At 62.4% G+C, this 14,778-nt stretch carries 12 protein-coding genes; 4 read left to right on the forward strand and 8 right to left on the reverse strand.

All coding sequences use genetic code 11. The annotated features are described in order from the left end of the window. Together AAFM29_RS01860 and AAFM29_RS01865 are read right to left on the reverse strand one after the other, a co-directional pair. The coding region (locus tag AAFM29_RS01860; protein ID WP_341711121.1) for an ATP-binding cassette domain-containing protein at positions 1-887 on the reverse strand (887 nt) is incomplete at its 3' end. Then, positions 887-1,999, reverse strand: coding sequence for an ABC transporter permease (locus tag AAFM29_RS01865; RefSeq protein WP_341711170.1), 1,113 nt, complete (start codon positions 1,997-1,999; stop codon positions 887-889). The genes AAFM29_RS01860 and AAFM29_RS01865, both read right to left, overlap by 1 nt. Before the next feature lie 104 nt (positions 2,000-2,103). Here AAFM29_RS01865 and AAFM29_RS01870 point away from each other — a divergent pair, with 104 nt between their 5' ends. Continuing rightward, positions 2,104-4,809, forward strand: coding sequence for a valine--tRNA ligase (locus AAFM29_RS01870; protein ID WP_341711122.1), 2,706 nt, complete (start codon positions 2,104-2,106; stop codon positions 4,807-4,809). Between the two features lie 303 nt (positions 4,810-5,112). Continuing rightward, positions 5,113-5,847, forward strand: a complete 735-nt coding sequence (locus tag AAFM29_RS01875) for a 7-carboxy-7-deazaguanine synthase QueE (protein WP_341711124.1) — start codon at positions 5,113-5,115, stop codon at positions 5,845-5,847. Positions 5,848-5,970: 123 nt separating this feature from the next. On the opposite strand, the gene AAFM29_RS01880 is transcribed toward AAFM29_RS01875, so the two are convergent. The 5 genes from AAFM29_RS01880 to AAFM29_RS01900 form a co-directional block, all read right to left on the reverse strand. After that, the gene (locus tag AAFM29_RS01880) at positions 5,971-7,929 is read right to left on the reverse strand and encodes a helicase HerA domain-containing protein (RefSeq protein WP_341711125.1); all 1,959 of its coding nucleotides are present in this window, start codon (positions 7,927-7,929) and stop codon (positions 5,971-5,973) included. A 100-nt stretch (positions 7,930-8,029) separates the two neighbouring features. Further along, positions 8,030-8,782: a TIGR02186 family protein gene (locus AAFM29_RS01885; protein WP_341711126.1), complete on the reverse strand. Its 753-nt coding sequence runs from the start codon at positions 8,780-8,782 to the stop codon at positions 8,030-8,032. Further along, on the reverse strand, positions 8,779-9,687 hold the full coding sequence (locus tag AAFM29_RS01890) for a sulfite exporter TauE/SafE family protein (protein ID WP_341711128.1): 909 nt from the start codon (positions 9,685-9,687) through the stop codon (positions 8,779-8,781). The genes AAFM29_RS01885 and AAFM29_RS01890 overlap by 4 nt, the downstream gene beginning before the upstream one ends. Before the next feature lie 46 nt (positions 9,688-9,733). Next, a complete protein-coding gene (locus AAFM29_RS01895) occupies positions 9,734-10,375 on the reverse strand; it encodes a hypothetical protein (RefSeq protein ID WP_341711129.1) in 642 nt (213 codons plus the stop codon). Between the two features lie 452 nt (positions 10,376-10,827). Next, positions 10,828-12,204 carry a glycosyl transferase family protein gene (locus AAFM29_RS01900; protein WP_341711131.1) on the reverse strand — a complete coding sequence of 459 codons (1,377 nt, stop codon included), beginning with the start codon at positions 12,202-12,204 and terminating at the stop codon, positions 10,828-10,830. Between the two features lie 133 nt (positions 12,205-12,337). Between AAFM29_RS01900 and nhaA the strand changes: the two genes are divergently transcribed. Continuing rightward, positions 12,338-13,549, forward strand: coding sequence for a Na+/H+ antiporter NhaA (gene nhaA, locus AAFM29_RS01905; protein WP_341711132.1), 1,212 nt, complete (start codon positions 12,338-12,340; stop codon positions 13,547-13,549). A 6-nt stretch (positions 13,550-13,555) separates the two neighbouring features. Here the strand turns inward: nhaA and AAFM29_RS01910 are convergent, their stop codons facing one another. Beyond that, positions 13,556-13,990, reverse strand: a complete 435-nt coding sequence (locus tag AAFM29_RS01910) for a VOC family protein (protein ID WP_341711134.1) — start codon at positions 13,988-13,990, stop codon at positions 13,556-13,558. A gap of 150 nt (positions 13,991-14,140) precedes the next feature. On the opposite strand from AAFM29_RS01910, the gene AAFM29_RS01915 reads away from it, so the two are divergent. After that, positions 14,141-14,778: SIMPL domain-containing protein (locus tag AAFM29_RS01915; protein WP_341711171.1), on the forward strand; the 638-nt coding region annotated here is incomplete at its 3' end.

A 14,778-nucleotide genomic window follows, 5' to 3' on the forward strand; every position in this document is an offset into this window, starting at 1 on the left:
TCGGCTTTGTCCAACGCTTTGACCGCTTCGGCCGCCGCTGGAATGTGTCCGTACTTGCGCAATTCGTCGATCGCCTGCGCAGTCAGGGCAGCGCGCCCGCGCGGCCCGTTGAAGTATTCCTGGATCCAAGGATGGTCGAGTTCCATCAGCCTGGGAACCGTGTCGACCGCAATAACCCGCCGGTCCGCGATCACCGCCACGCGGTCGCAGATTTCGTGCAAGGTGTCGAGGTCATGGGTGATCAAGAAAACGGTCAGGCCAAGCGTGGCCTTGAGCTCGCGGGTCAGGTGATCGAAGGCCGCCGCACCGATGGGGTCGAGCCCGGCCGTCGGCTCGTCGAGGAACAACAGTTCGGGATCGAGCGCCAATGCCCTAGCCAATCCGGCGCGCTTGCGCATGCCACCGGACAGTTCGGACGGATATTTGCACGCTGCCTCTTCGGGCAGGCCCGAAAGGCGCACCTTGTACCGGGCAATGTCCTCAAGCAGGTCGGGCGCGATCTCGGGGTAGAACTGCTTGAGCGGGACTTGGACATTCTCGCCCACGGTCAGCGTCGAGAACAGGGCGCCGCCCTGGAACAGCACGCCCCAGCGATTGCGTACACCGATCGCCGCATCCGGGTCGGCCCCGGTGATCGAGCGGCCGAAAACCTCTACATTGCCAGCCGAAGGGATCTGCAAGCCGATGATCGAGCGCATCAGCACGCTTTTGCCGCTACCCGAGCCGCCCACGACCCCCAGGATCTCGCCCCGTTTGACCTTGAGGTCGAGGTTCTGGTGCACGATCTGTTCGCCAAAGCGGTTTTCGAGCCCCTCGACCACAATCGGGAACTCGCCGCGGAAGCGTTCGTGCCGGCCCAGCGGCTTGCCGTCTTCACCCTGTGGCATCAGCCCCACCCTATTTCGGTGAAGAACACCGCGAAGAAGGCGTCGAGCACGATCACCGCGAAGATCGCCGAGACCACCGCCATGGTGGTGCGCAGCCCCACCTCTTCCGAATTACCTTTGACCTGCATGCCATGGTAGCAGCCGGCCAGCGCCACGATCAGGCCGAAGACCGGCGCTTTCAGCAGGCCGACCCACAAATCGTGCAGCGGCACCACTTCGTGGATCCGCGAAAGGAAGGTCCAGAAGGGGATATTGAGCATCACATCCCCGATCACGGCGCCGCCGATAATCCCGACCCCTGCCGAATAGAAGCCCAGCAGCGGCATCATGATCACCGCGGCCAGGATGCGCGGGATAACCAGTGCCTCGACCGGCGAGATGCCGATCGTGCGCATGGCATCGACCTCTTCGGTCAGTTTCATCGTGCCGATCTGCGCGGCAAAGGCGCTGCCCGAACGGCCGGCCACCATGATCGCGGTCATCAGCACGCCCAGTTCGCGCAGCGTGATGCGGCCCACCAGGTTGACGGTCAGTGTCTCGGCCCCGAACTGTGCCAGCTGCACCGCGCCCTGCTGGGCAATGACGATGCCGATCAGGAAGCTCATCAAGCCGATGATCGGCAGGGCCGTCACCCCCACCAGTTCGAGCTGGTGGACCAGCGCCAGAATGCGAAACCGCCGCGGGTGGCGAGCGAGGTGGGCACTCGCCGAGATAATTGCACCCAGGAAGCTGAGCACGCCCATGATGCCGTCACGCGCGGCGAATACCTTTTCGCCCATCGCCAAGGGCACGCGTTCCCACAAAGGCAACAGCTCCGGCACGAGCCGTTCCTCGCCGCCCATGTCCTTGAGCGCGTCGATCAGGCGTTCCGCCCGCGCATTGGCCCCGCAGATCTCCGCCCCGTGCTGGCGGGCGAGGTTGTTGGTAATCCAGGCCCCGACAGTATCGATCTCGCTCAGGTCCGACAGGTCGATCCGCGCAATCGGGCCCGCGAGCAGGCGCAATTCCGCATCGATCGCGCCGATCGTCGAAACCAGATAGGGCCCCGACAGCGCCAGCACGGTTTCCCCGTTGCCGCTCTGTTCGAGCCGGTAATTCGCCAAACCATTCATCGGCATCGGGGTATGCGAGGAAATCCGGCGCATAACAAGCGCCTATAGGGTGCGCCGCAACGGAACGTTGCATCGCAGCATTGGCGCTGGCATGGGCCACCGCCATGACCACTGAATTGCCCAAGACTTTCGACCCTGCCGAGATCGAGGCGCGCTGGTATGCGCACTGGGAAGAAAACGGCCTGTTCCGGCCCGAACGCCCTGACGCCCAGCCCTATACCATCGTCAATCCGCCGCCAAACGTCACCGGCAGCCTCCATATCGGCCATGCGCTCGACAACACGCTGCAGGACGTGATGATCCGTTACGAGCGCCTGCGCGGCAAGGACGCGCTGTGGGTGGTCGGCACCGACCACGCGGGCATCGCCACGCAGATGGTGGTCGAACGGCAGCTCGAACAGCTGCAGGACAAGCGCACCAATTATTCGCGCGAGGATTTCGTCGCCAAGGTCTGGCAGTGGAAGGAAGAAAGCGGCGGCACGATCACCCGCCAGCTGCGCCGTCTCGGCTGCTCGATGGACTGGTCGCGCGAACAGTTCACCATGGACGATCATTTCAACACCGCGGTGATGAAGGTGTTCGTCGACCTCTACAACGATGGCCTCATCTATCGCGACAAGCGGCTGGTGAACTGGGACGTCAAGCTGAAGACCGCGATCAGCGACCTCGAGGTCGAGACGCATGAGGTCAAGGGCGGCTTCTGGCACTTCCGCTACCCGCTGGCAGACGGCGTCACGACGCCCGAGGGCAAGGACTACCTTGTCGTCGCGACCACACGGCCCGAAACCATGCTGGCCGATATGGCCGTGGCGGTCCATCCGGATGACGAGCGCTACAAATCGGTCGTTGGCAAGGAAATCCTCCAGCCGATCACCGGCCGCCGGTTCAAGATCATCGCTGACGAGCACGCCGATCCCGAACTGGGCAGCGGTTGTGTGAAGATCACCCCGGGGCACGATTTCAACGACTTCGAGGTGGGCAAGCGCGCGGGCATGAAGCCGGGCGAAATGCTCAACATGCTCGATGCCGAAGGCAATGTCTGCCAGACCGCCGACGGACTGGTGCCGGACGAATTCCTCGGCCTGCACCGCTTCCGCCGCGATGGCAGTGACGGCGCGCGCGAACTGGTGGTCGCACGGATGAAGGAACTCGGCTTCCTCATCCCGCATGTCACCAAGGACAAGGACGGCAACGAAGTCGAGCACGACGCCGAGCCGCGCACGATCCAGACTCCCTTCGGCGATCGCGGCGGCGTGGTAGTCGAACCCTGGCTGACCGACCAGTGGTATGTCGATGCCGAAAAGCTGGCCAAGGCCCCGATCGAGGCGGTCCGTTCGGGCGCGATCGAGATCGTGCCCAAGAGCTGGGAAAAGACCTTCTTCAACTGGATGGAAAACATCCAGCCCTGGTGCGTCAGCCGCCAGCTATGGTGGGGCCACCGGATTCCGGCGTGGTACGATGAAGACGGCAATGTCTTTGTCGCGATGACCGAGGAAGAGGCGCAGGCCAAGGCCGGCAATCGCAAGCTGACCCGTGACGAGGACGTCCTCGACACCTGGTTCTCTTCCGCGCTGTGGCCTTTCGCCACGCTGGGCTGGCCGGAGAACACCGAACTGCTCCAGCGCCACTATCCCAATGACCTACTGATCTCCGGCTTCGACATCCTGTTTTTTTGGGATGCGCGCATGGCGATGCAGGGGATGAAGTTCATGGGCCAGGCCCCCTGGCACCGGCTCTACCTCCACGGCCTCGTCCGCGCGGCGGATGGGCAGAAGATGTCCAAGTCCAAGGGCAATGTCGTCGACCCGCTGGGCCTGATCGACCAGTTTGGCGCCGATGCGCTGCGCTTTTTCATGTGCGCGATGGAAAGCCAGGGCCGCGACATCAAGATGGATGACAAGCGGATCGAGGGTTATCGCAACTTCGCCACCAAGCTGTGGAACGCGACCCGCTTCTGCCAGGCGAATGGCATCGGGGCGAGCGCCACGATCGAGGCCCCTGCCGCGAGCCATGCGGTCAACCGCTGGATCATCGGCGAAGTGGTCGAAACCAGGGATGCGCTGGACAAGGCATTTGCCGACCTGCGCTTCGACGCGGCGGCCAACACGATCTACCATTTCGTCTGGGACCGCTTCTGCGACTGGTATCTCGAGCTGATCAAGGGCCAGATCGACGACGAAACCAAGGCCGTCGCCGGCTGGGTGCTCGACCAGATCCTGGTCATGCTTCACCCCTTCATGCCCTTCATCACCGAAGAGCTGTGGTCGAAGCAGGGTGACCGGGGCCACTACCCGCTTATCACTGCGCAATGGCCCCAGATCGGCGCCAGCATCGATCCCGAAGCCAAGGCCGAAATCGACTGGCTGATCGCACTGACCAGCGCAGTGCGTGCGGCGAAGAACGAGCTCGGCATTGCCCCGGGCGCCAAGCTGGAAGCCTATGTCGCCAGCCCCTCGCCGCTCGGCAAGCGCGTGATCGAGGCGAATACCGCCGCGATCGAGCGCCTCGCACGACTGACGCCGATCCACTTTTCCGAGGCACCCGCCGGTGCGGCAATGCAGGTTTCGGCAGGCGAGGATGCCTTCCTTGTCCCGCTTGCAGGGGTGATCGATATCGCTGCCGAAAAGGCGCGGCTCGAAAAGGCGCTCGCCGCCTCGGCCAAGGAAGCGAAGTCGCTCGAAGGGCGCCTTTCCAACGCCAACTTCGTCGAGCGCGCGGCGCCCGAAGCGGTTGAGAAGGCCCGTGCCGACCACGCGCATCACGTCGCAGAGGTCGCGCGCCTCGAAGCAGCTTTGGCGCGATTGGGATAGGTGGTAGCTGTCCTAGGGCAAGCTCCAGATCAGCAGGCTGGATTGCGGCGCAAGCACAAGACCCGTTCAGCCTGAGCTTGTCGAAGGCCAAGCGCCGACGGTGCACGGCCGACGGTATCCAGTGGTTTCCTACTCGCCCGGCGCGTGTCATGACGGGCCTATTGATGCCACCATCACTGCAAAGGGGGGCTGAAAAGCACCCTGGCTGTCGCCTTTAGGGGGTCAAGTGATTAGAAATAGATGGTTTTTAAGGGCGACACCTGAGTCGCCTTTGTCGCCTTCGACGTTCGGGCACGGACCAGGATGCCGCTAGTCCTCGCCACGCAGGCGCCGGGCGAACCGGAAATTTTCGCCAGCGTTCAAGGCGAGGGCCCCAGTGCGGGGATGCCCTGCACCTTCCTGCGCCTGTCACGCTGCAATTTGGCGTGCCAGTGGTGCGACACCGCCTACACCTGGCGCTTCGAAGGCGACAATCGTCCGCACCGCGATGGCGTGGACTTCGAACGCAAGGCCAACCAGCTGACCCTCGACGAGGAAGAGGTGGCGCGCCGCATTCTCGCGCTAGGGCAGAAGCGCCTTGTGATCACGGGTGGCGAACCGCTGCTGCAGGCCCCCGCCCTCGCCCGCCTGCTCGACCTGCTGCCCGACATGCATGTGGAAGTCGAAACCAACGGGACGACCAAGGCCTCGACCGCGCTCGATATCCGTATCGACCAGTTCAACGTCAGCCCCAAGCTGTCGCATAGCGGAAACCCGGCGGAACTGGCGCTCTTGCCCGAACGGCTCGATGCCTATGCCACCGATCAACGCGCCTGGTTCAAGTTCGTGATCGCAGAGCCTGCGGACGTCGATGAGGTCCTGGCCCTGCACGAGCGGTATCGCTTCCGCGCCGGCCACGTCTTCCTGATGCCCGAAGGCACCGACAGCGAAACACTGCGCACCCGCGAGAAGTGGCTGGCACCGCTATGCGTCGAACACGGCTTCCGCCTGTCCGACCGCCTGCATATCCACCTTTTCGGCGATACGCGGGGAACCTAGCGCCACGCAAAGACTCCGTTCGCGATCAGCGAACGGCAAGGGCGACCGCCCGCCCGCAGCGGGTGCAGCTCGCTGCACGCATAGCGAGGACGCACCCGCGGAGGCGGGTGCGAAAAGCAAAGGTCAGCCCTGGCTCCGCCAGCGCTGGACGGTGCGGTTGACGATGTCTTCCTCGCCGCCGGTCTTGTTCCACAGTTCGACGAAGCTTGGGTCTTCCGATGCCGGACGCTTGGCCTCTTCGAGATTGTCGAAGCTGACGCGAATGGGGATGGCGACACCCTCGCCGCAGATGATGCATTCGCGGTTGCGCAACGCCGGGATGCTGTCGAGGAAGCCGCGCGCGCCTTCGGGCATGGCGGCCTTCACGAAGGCCTGGTCGCGATCGTTGTTGAGACGCATCGAGATGATCGTGCCGCACTGCGACAGCACGCCTTCGGCAAGGTCCGAAGGACGCTGCGTGATGAGGCCGAGCGAGATACCGTACTTACGGCCTTCCTTGGCGATACGGCTGAGGATCTTGCCCACCGAGTTCCCATCGGCGTTCTTTTCGCTGGGGACGTAACGGTGCGCCTCTTCGCAGACCAGCAGGATCGGGCTGGTGCGTTCTTCACGGCCCCAGATCGCGAAGTCGAATACCAGGCGGCTCAGGACCGCAACCACGGTCGCGGTGATATCCGACGGCACGCCGGAGACGTCGATGATCGAGATCGGCTTGCCGTTCGATGGCATGCGAAACACCTTGCCGATGAAGTCGGTCATGGTGTCCGCCACCAGCATGCCCGAGAACATAAACTGGTAGCGCGGATCGCCCTTCAACTCGTCGAGCTTGTTCTTGATCCGCATGTAGGGCGCCGAACTGGTCGCCTTGTCGAGCTTGCCCATCTGGTTCTGGATCTCGTTCGAAAGGTCCGAAAGCAGGTATGGGATCGGGCTATCGACGGTAATCTTGCCCATGGTTTCGGCCAGGCGGCTCTTGCTGCGCGCGGCGAGCAAGCACTTGGCCAGGATGTCGGCATCGACCTGCCGTTCATTGCCATGACTGGTCAGCAGCACCTCGCAGTGCTCTTCGAAGTTCATGATCCAATACGGCATCTGCAGGTTCGAGACGTCGAGGATCACCCCCGTCTGGCGGAAGGCTGCGGAATATTCCCCGTGCGGGTCGATCATCACGATGTGACCCTCTGGCGCGGCCTGGCAGATGCGGTGCAGGATCAGCGCGGCACTGGTCGACTTACCGGTACCGGTCGAGCCGAGCAGCGCGAAGTGCTTGCCCAGCATCGCGTCGATATAGATGCCGGCGCGGATATCCTTGGTGGGGTATACCTTGCCGATGGTGACGGCGCTGCGGCCGTCGCTGGCATAGACCTGCTTGAGGTCCCCGGTCGACGCAGGGAATACCAGCGCACCCGGCACCGGATAACGTGTCACACCACGGCGAAAACCATGCAGTCGGCCTGTCAGCTTTTCCTCGACCCCTTCGCCAAGGAAATCGATATTGGCGAGGATGCTGCCGGCCTTGCGGTCCTGTTTCTGATTGCGGACGCTGGCGAGCAGCCAGCTGTTGCCGACGCGAATCTTGATCTGGCTTCCGACCTGACCGGCCATAGCCACAGAAGGATCTTCATCCTCCGAACATTCCGACAGGCGCTGCAGGTCGATGGCAATCATCGATCCCGAACCTGCGATCTCGAGCACCACGCCAATCGGCTGAGCGGCGTTTTCGCTGATCGGCGCATCCTTCGCCGCAGAGGTATCTTCCTCCTCGACGGGAGCCTCCACCGCTACGGGCTCGGGACGCGGCGGGGCCTGTCCCAGTACCGGTGCGGGCGCCATCGCAGTGACAGGCTCTGCCTGGGATTCCTGCTGCGGGGCGGATGGCGGCGGCGCATACTCGGTAGCCGGAGCCGCTTCCTGTTGCGGCTGGTGAACGTAGCCCGAGCGCGAGACAGCGGGTTGGCTGACCGACTGTTCGCTCCTGCGGATCCGGTCACGCAGTGAATTTCCGCGCGGTTGCGGTGGCTCGGCCCCTGCTTCCTTCGATGGATCGAAAGTGCGGAAATTGGGATTACCCATATCGGTCATTGGTTCGGCTCGGCCCCTCGTTACGCTTCATGCGCAGACGCGGCTTTCCTGCCCCAGGAAGGGTTAAAATCCCGTCAATGTTAAGGTGTTGGCGGTGCCGTCAGATCATCGCAAACAGGCGACCTGCAGCCCAACCCATCCCCAGTGAAAGGAATACGGCAAACAGGCCGTAGAGCAGCGACCATTCCTGCGAATAGTCGGCAACCAGCAGTTCGAAGCCAACCTTCTTCACTTCCACTTCGGCAAGGGCCGACGCGATCACCCGCCCACGGCTGATCGCGAAAGTTTCGGCGGTATAGGTTCCTGTGGTGACATTGGAGGGCAGCGAGATACGTGCCTGATAAAGCACCTGTTCGCTCACCTGGACGCCGCCGAAATCCTGCTTGTACAGCTGTTGGCGCGTCTTGAGGTCCACCAGGCCCGAAGCAAACCTTGCTTGTTCGGCCGGATCAATGACCCCGCTGGGGCTGAGCTGGATGTAGTCGGTGCCGAATTCATAGATCGCAGCTGTCTTGTCGTCGACGATCTCCGATACGGGCCGGGATGATGCCACGGCGAAGAAAGACGGGACCGATCGGAAGTCGCTGCTCGAAGCATTGACCCACACGCCCGCGAACCGCTCCTTCTCGCGCAGGCGCACAGGTTCGGACGGGCCTTTCAGGACCACCACGATATCGTACTGATTGCCGGCGGCCCGGCCACCGGGATCGAGAATCGCGCCGAAAAGAAGCAGTTCGGTGCCGGTAAAGCCTTGCCGAACCTGAATTTCGTGCTGGCTCACTTCCGGCACCAGGATCGGGTCGCGCTGCCCCATCAGGAACACTGCGAAGAGGAGGAGAAGGACCGCCCTCATAGCGGGTACAACGTGTAGATTTCCTCGGGCTGGTAAAACAGGCCGAGGAACATTCGAAATGCGACCAGCAACACGATGGTTGCGAGGATCAAGCGCAGTATCTCTGGCTTGACCTTGACCGCGATCTGCGAGCCCAGCTGCGCGCCGGAAACCGAGCCGAGGAGCAGCAGGAATACCAGCACGATATCCACCGCCTTGGTCGTCAGCGAATGCATCATCGTCGTCGCCATCGTCACGAAGAGGATGTTGAACAGGCTGGTGCCGACCACGACATTCGCGCTCATCCCGAGGATATAGAGCATCGCCGGAACCAAGATGAACCCGCCGCCCACGCCCATGAGCATGGTCAATATCCCGACGCAAATGCCGACGATCAGAGGGGCAAGCGGGGAGATATAAAGGCCCGAGCGGTAGAACCGCCAGCGCATCGGCAGGCTGGCGACCAGCGGGTGGTGCCGCCGACGCGGCGCCTGACTGGCAGCGGCTTGTCCGCGCAGGGCGCGCAACGACTCGTTCGCCATCAGCAGGCCGACCGAACCCAGAAGTATGACGTAGAGCGCATTGATGACCACATCGATCTGGCCGATCGCGCGAAAGAACTGGAACAACAGCGCGCCGATACCCGAGCCGATCACACCGCCACCCACGAGCACGGCACCCATCCGGTAGTCGACACCCTTGCGGTGACTATGCGCGATAACGCCAGTCACGCTTGCACCGGTGACCTGGGTGGAAGCGGAAGCAGCCGCGACGGTCGGCGGCACGCCATAGAAAATTAGCAAAGGCGTGGTCAGGAAGCCGCCACCCACACCGAAAAGCCCGGACAACAGGCCGGTGAGCCCCCCAAGCGCGACAATCCACAGTCCGTTGACCGAAAGGTTGGCGATGGGAAGGTAGACGTCCATGGGAGCGCCCTATCGCAGCACTTGCCCGGATAAAAGCTGAACCGTGTCAGAAGCCGGTTGAAAGCGTAATTGCCACGCCGGAGTTCGGCCTGGCATCGCCAGCAACCCGAATCCGATAATCCGCGGCGACCCGCACCGGCACTTGTCCCAGATTAAGGGCCAGTTGCGCGCTAGGCCCGAGATCCAGCCTTTCCGACCCCCGCTGCGCACCGCCCCAAAGCCCTGCTCCCACACCAAGCGATGCTGCCGCTCCGCGCAGGACAGGCCGCACCGCCGTTACCCTGCCATCGACAAAGCCGGTCGCAAAGTCGCCAGCAACATAGCCCACTTGCACATAGCCTTCGCCCTGCCAGCCGAAGCCGAATGGAACATCGGACAGGCCCGAGCTGACAAATGCCGCGGGACGAGGTTCGGTGCCTTCGCCACTGTCAACGATCCTGACCTCGCCATGGGCAAAGAGCGGCAGCTGTTCAAAGGGCCGCACTCTCAAGCCAAGGGCACCTTCGCTCTCGCCGTTCGAGACAAGGGCCCTGCTCGCGCGAAAGTAGGCGGCGGGATCAAGACCAGTACCCGGGCCAAGACGATAGCTGATTACGGCTCCTGCCTGGCTAGCCCCATAGCTGGCAGGGCGATCGCCAGCCGTGATCGAACTCCCGCCATTTGGGCGTAGCAGCAGCCAAGCATCCACCCTCCAAGGATTCACGTCGACGTGGCGGCGAAAGCCAATGTTCTGGGGATCGGAATTGGTCGCAGGAAGCGAAGGAGCCCATAAATCACTCGGACGTTGCAAACCCTCAGTTCCCGCCGGAGTCGACTGGCTGCTAGCAGCATCAGGGGCGCCGATTTCGGCGAGCCGGAGGGGTGGCAGTTTTCCCGTCAGCAAGAATCCGGAAGGCTCGTTTGGTGCCCTGGCTCGCTTGGATCGAACGTCTGGCAATCTGTGGCTGGACGAGGCGCCAAGCCAAGCTTCGATCCGCAGCGGCGAAAGGACTTCGCCCGGGGGCGGCATTTCGACCACAGCCTGTGCTGAGACCGGCAGGGGTGATTCCCAGAACAGGACCCGCAACAGGGCCCAGCCAAAGAACAGCACCCCCAGAAACATGATCGGCTGACCGCGACGCCTTTGGGCTTCGGTCGGCATCAGTTGACCTTCGGTTCCAGCGAAAGGTTCATCGCCGGATGATCGCGATGCTCCGTCTTGTCCCAGATGATCGGATTACCACGCAGGGTTCCGATATAGGCGCCAAGCGCACGGCGCCCCGCCATGATTGCGATGATGTTCGAGATCAACAAGCGCGGAGCCGCCATCAAACCCACCCGCCATCCGAATTCGCGAGCCGAGAAGGCGACCCTCGAGATCAAACGCCACACCACACCAAAAAGATTGATCAGCAAAAGCGCTTCGAGTGCAGGACTCAGCGGTATTGGCTCAACCAGGCCCAGCCCAATCAGGAAACCAGCGAGTACACTGAGGACTATCAAGGTATATGCCAGAGTCAGCAGGATTGCGCCGAACGGGCCGCGTCTGTCCCGCAATTGCATCCAGAGGTTCACCGGTGAACCGCTCCAACCCAATCGATCCCAACCTTGCAAGGCGATCCCGTGCATCCAGCGCGTCTTCTGGCGCACGGCTATGTTGAGCTCTGCGGGAAAGTAGGCACGAGTGGCGACCAGCCTTCCATCCTGGGTCCGGCACCGAAGGAAACGGCCTCTTCCACCCATTTGGGCGATACGCAAACCGAGTTCATAGTCTTCGGTCAGAGACTGTCGGGCAAATGGCTCGGCGCCCAATTGCGCAAGGGCGTGCCGTGCAATGCCACAACCGACACCCGCCCCCGGTATCGCCGCACCCAGGGCGTCACGCACTACCAGCGTCTTGCCATGCGCCTCGGCGAACTCATCCGAATAGTGTGTGCCGATAAAGTTCGAGCCAACCTGCGGTAATGCCAGGACAGGAAGCTGCACAAACTCGGCCTGCCCAATTGCCAGATCGAGTAGGCCGAGCGCTGCCGGATCAACCATGTCTTCGGCATCGTGCATCACGACCATGCGCGACTGTTCGCCGTTGCGAAGCTCATCGGCACACAGCGCAGAATAGAGGCGGTTTAGGCAATCGGCCTTGCTTGTCGGCCCGTCGGCACCATGAATCACAAGGCGCACCCTGCTGTCGCTTCGTGCAGCAGCGATCACCGAAGCAATGGTGGAGGGATCGTTGCGGTAGCAACCGACATAGATCCGCAAGTCATCCTGTGGCCAAACGGCCAGCATGTGACAGATGGTTGGGCCGATCACCGCAGATTCCTGCCAAGCCGGAATGAACACTGCGGCGCTTCCGGAGAGCTGGCGCTGTGATAGCTCGACGCTATCCACCACCCATGTCTTGGATCTTCGTTTCAGGCGTATTCCGAAATACGCCAGATCGATCCCCAGCTCATCGATAAGCCCCACTGCGAAGAAAGCGGCAGTGAACAGCAACAATTCATGCTGCGCGACCAAAAACCATTCTAGAACAGTCAATTGATCCAGACCCAAGCGCGACCCCATTTTTCAAAACTTGTAACGACGCGACAGGGTGATGGCAACTCCCACTCAACAGCGGCGGGCATCGACCTTGCAACTGGCGACGGAATACGGAAGAGGGCGTCCCAGTATGACCAATCGCCCAACCCCGCTTCGCGTAGTCTTTGCCCCCGTTCGCGCACTGTTCGATAGTGACGCGTCAGCAGGCATCCTCCTGATCCTCGTGGCCGCGGCCGCGATGTTTGCGGCGAACTCCCCACTGCATGACGAATATCATGCCCTGTTCCACGACGCGCTGTTCTCTGCCGCGATCTTCAAGCTCAACACGCTGCATCTCTGGATCAATGACGGGTTGATGGCCGTCTTCTTCTTCGTCGTAGGGCTGGAGGTGAAGCGGGAATGGATCGAAGGCCAGCTGTCATCGCCTTCTCAGCGTCGTCTCCCCGTGCTCGCAGCTGCGGCCGGCATGGCGATCCCGGCACTCATCTACGTCTCGATCGTCGGGATCGGCAATCCGCTGACAGGCGGTTGGGCCATCCCAGCAGCCACCGACATCGCCTTCGCCATGGGTGTGCTCGGCCTCCTCGGCAATCGCGTCCCCGCTTCGCTGCGCCTGTTCCTGCTGACTGTCGCGATTGTCGATGACATCGGCGCGGTGCTGGTCATTGCCGTGTTCTACACGTCCGGCCTCAAGGTCGCTTATCTGGTTGCCGCGGCAGTCGTGGTCGGTCTGATGTATGCGCTCAATCGCATGAAGGTTTCGCGCTACTCCCCCTTCATCCTTCTTGCCCTGGTGCTGTGGTTCCTCGTGCTCAATTCGGGCGTGCATGCCACGATCGCCGGGGTCGTCGCCGCACTGACCATCCCGATGCGCGGCAAGGATGACGAGACCATGGTCGAACGTATGGAGCATTCGCTCGCGCCTTGGAGCGCATATCTGATCGTCCCGGTCTTCGGCTTCGCCAATGCCGGGGTCGACTTCAGCACCATGGGTCTGGATGGTCTGCTTGCCCCCCTGCCGCTCGCGATCGCCGCAGGCCTGTTCCTGGGTAAGCAGGTGGGCATATTCGCGGCGATCTGGATTGCGGAGAAGTTGCGCTTTGCGCCCCGGCCCGATCAGGCCAATTGGCCCGAAATCTGGGGTGTATCGATCCTGTGCGGTATCGGTTTCACTATGTCGCTGTTCATCGGCGAGCTGGCCTTCCCCGGCTCGCGTGAACTGATCGACGAGGCCAAGATCGGCACTCTATTGGGATCGCTGGTGTCCGCCCTGGTGGGCTTCGCAATCCTGCGATTGACCACGACCCACCCGGACGATCCACGCAATCCCTATCGCGAGTGAGGCAGCCTACCAGTTGCCGACATTCTCCATGCTGGCCCAGGGCTCTGCCGGTTCAAGCCGACCTTCCTGCAGCAGTTCGACCGAAATGCCGTCGGGTGATTTGACGAAGGCCATGTGTCCGTCGCGCGGGGGACGGTGAATGATATGGCCTGCATCGGCCAGGCGCTGGCAGGTCTCGTAGATATTCTCGACGCGATAGGCGAGGTGCCCGAAGTTGCGTCCGCCTGAGTATGCCTCCGGCTCGCCGTCCTCAGGCGGCCAGTTATAGGTCAGCTCAACCTCGGCCACGCCCTCTTCGCCCGGCGCAGCCAGGAAGATCAGCGTGAACCGGCCTTTCTCGCTATCGAAGCGACGCACTTCACTGAGCCCGATCAACTCAAAAAAAGCGACCGTGGCGTCCGGATCCGAAACGCGGATCATGCTGTGCAGGTACTTGGTCAAAACATACTCCATTCGTCGACATTAAAGCACGGTTCATCGCAGAACCCCTAATTGCAGTTGCGAGGGCCGCAGCAGCGAAAGGAATCACTCATGACCGTAGATTCGTCCGAGGAAGCCGAAGGTGCCACGAAAGCCCGCGGCGATTCAACCATGCGCCGCTGGCTTGGCAGCGCCGCCATCCTTGCCGCGGGGATCATGGTTGGCGGCTTCGTCCTGGGCGATGGCCTGGTCCGCATGAAAGCGGCGGAACGGAGCGTTACCGTGCGCGGGCTTGCGGAACGGGATGTCGTCGCGGATCTGGCGACCTGGACGATTTCCTATTCGGGCATTGCAGGGGATCTGGCTGGCGCGCAGGCAGCGGCCGACCGCGATGCTGCCGCGATCCGCAGTTTCTTCAAGGAGCTCGGCTTTCCCGAGAACGAACTGACCCCAGCGGGCGTCAACGTCTCAAGCTACACCAATGACGGGATAACTCGTTACACCGTTCAGCAACGGATGGTGCTGCGCACCAGGGACATCAATCGCGCGCAGGAAGCGTCACGCCGCCAGGTGGAGCTGGTTCGGCGCGGGGTGGTGCTGGAGGACGGCTCGGGGATCAATTACACCTTTACCGGCCTGAACGCGGTCAAACCGGAAATGGTAGCCGAAGCGACGAAGGACGCGCGCGCATCAGCGGAACAGTTCGCGAAGGATAGCGGTGCCGCGGTGGGTTCGATCAGACAGGCAACGCAGGGCTATTTCTCGATCGAAGCCCGCGATGGTGAAGCCGGTGGCTGGGGCGTGGGCGA

The organism is Erythrobacter sp. (genome assembly GCF_038133525.1).
Classification (GTDB): Bacteria; Pseudomonadota; Alphaproteobacteria; order Sphingomonadales; family Sphingomonadaceae; genus Qipengyuania.